Origin of the sequence: Dietzia sp. E1 (genome assembly GCF_014145015.1) — a bacterium.
Lineage (GTDB): Bacteria > Actinomycetota > Actinomycetes > Mycobacteriales > Mycobacteriaceae > Dietzia > Dietzia cinnamea_A.
Genome location: NZ_JAALDU010000145.1, coordinates 1 through 5,362, shown reverse-complemented (window position 1 = coordinate 5,362; position 5,362 = coordinate 1). Strand labels below are relative to the sequence as shown.

Sequence of the window (5,362 nt, the reverse complement as noted above, 5' to 3'; positions counted from 1 at the left end):
CGCCGCGCCCATCGCCGCGCCGGCCGCCGTGATCAACGACCCGGCCGCCGCGCCCGCCGCGCCCGCCGTCACCACCGTGCCCGCCGTCGTCGAGGCCCATCGATGATCCCGATCATGTCCAAGAGCGAGGCCGCGGCCCATGTCGATTCGGCGCGCATCCGCCAGGGCCGCACGTGGACGGAGCTGGCCGAGCACCTGGGGACCCCGCTCGTGTGGACCACGGCCGCTCTACTCGGCCAGCACCCGATGTCGACCGAGCAGGCGAGGTCGGTGTGCGACCTGCTGGGACTGGGCGACGACGTGGCGGAGAGTCTCGCCCTGCAGCCGGGGCGCAGCACGCCGGCGGAAGTGATGGCCGATCCGACGATCTACCGGTTCACCGAGGCGCTGTCGGTCTACGGGCCGGCGCTCAAGGCGCTGGTCCACGAGGAGTTCGGCGACGGCATCATGAGCGCGATCAACTTCCGGGTGGACATCGCCCGCCGGCCCGACCCGGACGGTGACCGCGTGGCGATCACCCTGGACGGCAAGTTCCTCGACTACCGGTGGTGACGGTGGTGACGGTGGTGACGGTGGTGAGGTCCACGCCGACGAGACAGACGACGAGGTCGACGACGACGAGAACGCTCAACCGGCCCGACCCGCGTAGCGCTCGGCGGCCAGGGCGGCGAGCGTGCGCAGGAACCGCCGGAAGAGCAGGTTCATGACGGGCCGGACCACGGTGAGGGACAGGTTCGTCGGCGCGTTCCCGTGCAGCGCGAGAGTCCAGGTGAGGCGGCAGCCGCGGTCGGTGGGCTCGACGTCATAGGCCTCCGCGAAGGCCCGCACGGCACGGAGCGAGCAGGCGGTGAAGCGGAAGGCCATGTGCCGCCCGGTCTCCCAGGCGAGGAACTCCTCGTCGCCGACGAGCCCACCCAGCATGTGGACGGTGCGCGTGGTGCCCACGCCGTGCGGGGGAGCGCTGGTCCAGACCACCTCGGTGATCACCCCCGCCCAGCGCGGCCACGCGTCGGCGTCGAGAAAGATCTCGAACAGCTGCTCCGGGGTGGCGGGGATGTCCACGGAGTTGGAGAACCGGAACCGCGCGGTGGCGGTGTAGTCGAGACCGACGGGCTCGCAGGGGTGCATGGTGGGCGCGGTGCTCCGGGTCATGACCCGAGGCTAGAACAGCTCCGGGCTCCCGTGGTGGGTCACCGCGAGACCCCCACCACACCCCCGCCACACCCCGCCTGACCTCCCCGGGGAGGGTCGGCCGCCCCGCTGTGTCGCCCCGCGGAACCACGCGCCGCCGCACCCCCATCCCGGCTCCACCCCGCCCGCACCCTGCCAGGTTCCGCTCAGGATCACCGGGCTAGCCTGGGTGCGACCGGCGCCGAGTCGCCTCGGCGCGCCGCGACCCGCAGATGGACCCCATGCCAGAGCCCAGAACTGCCGCTGCCCGCTCACCGCTGGGCACCGTCACCTCCTTCCTCCGCAACGCCTGGCGCACTCTCACCGCCATGCGCACGGCGCTCATCCTGCTCTTCCTCCTGGCCGTCGCGGCCGTCCCGGGCGCCCTGCTGCCGCAGCGCAGCCTCAACGAGGGCAACGTCAACGAGTACATCGCCGAGAACGGCTGGCTCGGCGAGCTCTACGACCGCCTCCAGCTGTTCGACGTGTTCTCCAGCTGGTGGTTCACGGCGATCTACGTCCTGCTGTTCATCTCGCTGGTCGGCTGCCTCACGCCGCGCTCGATCGAGCTGGTCAAGCAGCTGCGCACCCCGCCACCGCTCACGCCGCGCAACCTGTCGCGCCTGCCGCACCACGCCGCCTACCGCACCACGGCCACCCCCGAGCAGGCCGCCGAGCAGATCCGCCGCGAGCTCAAGGGCCGGGTGCGCCGCAACGACGGCGACGGCCGCGTCCCCGGCACCATCGAACTGTCCTCCGAGCGCGGCTACATGCGCGAGGTGGGCAACATCGTCTTCCACTTCGGCCTGCTGGCGCTGCTCATCATGTTCGCGGCGGGCAAGTTCGTCTACGCGGAGGGCATGCGCGTCATCGTCGCCAACGCCGAGTCGCCGGCGTTCTGCAACACCACCCCCAGCGCCTACGACTCGTTCCGCGCGGGCCTGCTCGTCGACGGCACGGACCTCGAGCAGTTCTGCATCAAGGTCGAGGACTTCCGCGCCGACTACCTGCCCAACGGTCAGGCCGAGATGTTCACCTCCAACGTGCGCTATAGCGAAGAGGTCACCACCACGGACCCCGACACGTGGGAGCCGTACGAGATGCGGGTCAACCACCCCTTGCGCATCGGATCGACCCGCGTCTACCTGCAGGGCCACGGTTACGCGCCGACGTTCACGGTGACGTTCCCGAACGGCGAGACACGCACGGACACGCAGCACTGGCAGCCGACCGAGCTGCAGACCTTCTTGTCGTCGGGCATCATGCGCTTCGACCCGCCCGCGGGGATGTACCCGGACCTGGCCGAGCGGCGCACGCAACAGATCGCGATCCAGGGCCTCTTCGCCCCGACCGCCCAGTTCGACGGCACGCTGCTCAGCTCGCGGTTCCCGCGGATGGACGACCCGGCGGTGGCGATCGACGTCCACCGCGGCGACGCCGGCCTCGACACGGGCCGCCCGCAGTCGATCTTCTCCCTCGACTCGGATCTCATCGAGTCGGGCGTCCTCAACCGCGAGGCGCGCGTCAACCTGAGGCCGGGCGAGTCCACGACGCTCGCCGACGGCACCGAGGTCCGCTTCGACGGCGCGGAGGAGTTCATCAACATCCAGGTCTCCTCCGACCCCACGCAGATCTGGGTGGGGGTGTCCGCCGCGGTCATGATGGGCGGGCTGGTGTTGAGCCTGATGGTGCGGCGCCGGCGGATCTGGGCGCGGGTGAGTGTCGACGACGACGAAGTCACCCGCGTCGAACTGGGAGGCCTCGCCAAGACGGACCGGTCCGGCTGGGGGAGCGAATTCGACGAGCTCCGCGATCGGCTGGTCGCGGCCTCGGCCGTCACACCCGTCTTGCCGGGTGGGGCTGATAAGGACCACACTTCATCTAGTCGCGGCACCGCCGGCGACGACGTGCGGAAGGACGACACCCGGTGATCACTTGGACCCTCGCGCAGGGACTGCCCGTTGACGAGACCCTGTCGACGTACTCGGACCTCGCCTTCCGGACGGCGTTCGGGATCTACGCCCTGGCGCTCATCGCGTCGCTGATCTACTACGCGGGCTTCCGCGTCCCCAAGGTCTCGCACCAGCAGTTGGTCGGGGCCGGGCAGGGCGCAGCCGCCGGCGGGTCGGGAACAGTCGGTGGCCCGGACGTCGGCCTGACGGAGTCGAGGTCGCTCACCGACACCGGTGACGAGAACCGCGCCTCCGAGGGCAATGTGCGGTGGGCGCGGATCGCGCAGCTGTTCATCGTGGTCGCGTTCCTGTTCCACGCCGGGTCGATGATCACGCGCGGCCTGGCGACGGACCGCTTCCCGTTCGGCAACATGTACGAGTTCATCCTCGGCACCACCCTGCTCGCCGTGGGCGCCGGGCTGGTGTTCCTGCGCAAGCCGGCACTGCAGACGGCGTGGCCGTTCGTGCTGCTGCCCGTGCTGGTGCTGCTGTTCTTCGGCGGGACCAACCTGTACTCGGAGGCCGCGCCCGTGGTGCCGGCGCTGCGCTCGTACTGGCTGCCGATCCACGTCACGATCATCTCGCTGGGCTCCGGCATCCTGCTCATCCCGGGCGTCGTATCGATCATGTACCTCATCCGGGTGTGGCAGCCGCGGGGCGAGGAGCGGGGCTGGGGTGCGCGCCTGGCGCGTCCGCTGCCCGCCGCCGAGACTCTCGACCGGCTGGCGTACCGCGCCACGGTGATCGGCTTCCCGGTCTTCGGCGTCGGCATCCTGCTCGGCGCCGTGTGGGCGGAGAGCGCGTGGGGCCGCTTCTGGGGCTGGGACCCCAAGGAGACGGTGTCCTTCATCTCGTGGGTGCTCTACGCCGGCTACCTGCACGCCCGCGCGACGTCGGGCTGGGGCCCCAAGAAGGCGGCGTGGATCAACATCGCCGGCTTCGCGGTGCTGGTGTTCAACCTGTTCTTCATCAACATCGTGGTCTCGGGCCTGCACTCCTACGCCGGGCTGAACTGACCTCTGGCGAGTCATCGAAGCGTCACGACGTGATCCGCCCACCCGGCGGCCGCGTCCCGGTCGTGGGTGATGGCGAGAACACCGAGGCCGCGGTCGGTCCGCGCCCGGAGGACCTCGAGGACGACGGCGGCGGCATCGGGGTCGAGGTGCGCGGTCGCCTCGTCGGCGAGGAGGTAGCGCGGCTGCTGCGCCAGGGCCCGGGCCAGGCACGCCCGCTGGAGCTGTCCGCCGGAGGCCTCGCCCGGACGCCGGTCGAGCAGCGACGCCTCCAGCCCGACCTCCCGAGCGAGTGAGTCCACGTCCACGGCGATCCGCCGGCTCCGCCCGGGCAGGGCGATCATCCGCCGGAGCGTGAGTCGCGGGTCCGCCGCGGCTGCCGGGTCCTGGTCGAGAAGCGCGGTGTGCCCGGGCAGACGACCGCGCCGCGGCCGGACCTCGCTCGTAGTGCCGTCCTCGGTCACGATCACCGATCCGGCGGTGGGCGTGAGGAGCCCGGCGAGCAATCGCGCGAGGGTGGTCTTGCCGCTACCCGAGGGGCCGGCGAGGGCGGTGATCTTGCCCGCGGCGACGGTGAGATCGGTCGGGGGCAGTGCCTCCGCGCTACAGCCGGGGTAGCGGAATGCGGCGCCAGTGGCGACGAGGGTCACGGTGTCACCAGCTCCCCGACGGGTGCGGCGGGATCCGCGTCGGCGCGGCTGCCCTGGGAGGGGTCCGCAGGGCACAGGCGCCCTACCTGCATCGTTACGACCTCGTCGGCAGCGCCGCTGGCCTCGAGCGCCGCCAGGTCATGCGTCGCGAGCAGCACCGCGACACCGGTCTCGTCGACCAGTCGCCGCAGCTGCGACAGGACGGCGAGCGCGAGATCGGGGTCGAGTCCGGCGGTGGGTTCGTCGGCGAGCAGCACCGACGGCCCGGTGCCCAGCGCGACCGCGATGGCCATCCGCCGCAGCTGGCCGCCGGAGAGCTGGTGGGGATAGCGGTCGGCGAGCGCGGGATCGACGCCCATCAACCGGCACAGCGCTGCCACGTCGGTCGCGCTGCCGCGCGCTGCCGTGACCGCGATCGACTCCTCCAGCTGCCCACGGATGTGCCGGGTCGGAGTGAACGCATCGGCGGCGGTCTGCGGCACATGACCGGGCGAACCGGCCCCTCCGGATCCGCCCACCCCGCGCCCACCCGCCCCGCGCCCACCCACCCCGACCCGGCCGGCGACCACCGAGTCCG

The 5,362-nt window shown here is 71.6% G+C and carries 6 protein-coding genes; 3 read left to right on the top strand and 3 right to left on the bottom strand.

Going from position 1 to position 5,362, the window contains the following annotated elements; translation table 11 throughout:
• Nucleotides 1-102 precede the first annotated feature (102 nt).
• Nucleotides 103-552: a cyanase gene (gene cynS / locus G6030_RS06140; protein WP_182642516.1), complete on the top strand. Its 450-nt coding sequence runs from the start codon at nucleotides 103-105 to the stop codon at nucleotides 550-552.
• 75 nt (nucleotides 553-627) lie between these two features.
• Here cynS and G6030_RS06135 read toward each other — a convergent pair whose 3' ends face one another.
• The gene (locus tag G6030_RS06135) at nucleotides 628-1,128 is read right to left on the bottom strand and encodes an SRPBCC family protein (RefSeq protein ID WP_043567491.1); all 501 of its coding nucleotides are present in this window, start codon (nucleotides 1,126-1,128) and stop codon (nucleotides 628-630) included.
• Between the two features lie 284 nt (nucleotides 1,129-1,412).
• On the opposite strand from G6030_RS06135, the gene G6030_RS06130 reads away from it, so the two are divergent.
• Both G6030_RS06130 and ccsB read left to right on the top strand, forming a co-directional pair.
• Nucleotides 1,413-3,101, top strand: coding sequence for a cytochrome c biogenesis protein ResB (locus G6030_RS06130; protein ID WP_131885362.1), 1,689 nt, complete (start codon nucleotides 1,413-1,415; stop codon nucleotides 3,099-3,101).
• Nucleotides 3,098-4,138: a c-type cytochrome biogenesis protein CcsB gene (gene ccsB / locus G6030_RS06125; RefSeq protein WP_182642515.1), complete on the top strand. Its 1,041-nt coding sequence runs from the start codon at nucleotides 3,098-3,100 to the stop codon at nucleotides 4,136-4,138. Before G6030_RS06130 ends, ccsB begins: the two co-directional genes overlap by 4 nt.
• A gap of 11 nt (nucleotides 4,139-4,149) precedes the next feature.
• Here ccsB and G6030_RS06120 read toward each other — a convergent pair whose 3' ends face one another.
• Entirely contained in the window at nucleotides 4,150-4,785 is a 636-nt protein-coding gene (locus tag G6030_RS06120; RefSeq protein ID WP_182642514.1) for an ATP-binding cassette domain-containing protein, read from the bottom strand.
• The coding region (locus G6030_RS16725; protein ID WP_187701581.1) for an ATP-binding cassette domain-containing protein at nucleotides 4,782-5,362 on the bottom strand (581 nt) is incomplete at its 5' end. The genes G6030_RS16725 and G6030_RS06120, both read right to left, overlap by 4 nt.

Bases quoted from the DNA above. Each gene is read 5' to 3' on its own strand.
- cynS (WP_182642516.1), top strand. From the start codon at position 103: ATGATCCCGATCATGTCCAAGAGCGAGGCCGCGGCCCATGTCGATTCG.
- G6030_RS06135 (WP_043567491.1), bottom strand. From the start codon at position 1,128: ATGCACCCCTGCGAGCCCGTCGGTCTCGACTACACCGCCACCGCGCGG.
- G6030_RS06130 (WP_131885362.1), top strand. From the start codon at position 1,413: ATGCCAGAGCCCAGAACTGCCGCTGCCCGCTCACCGCTGGGCACCGTC.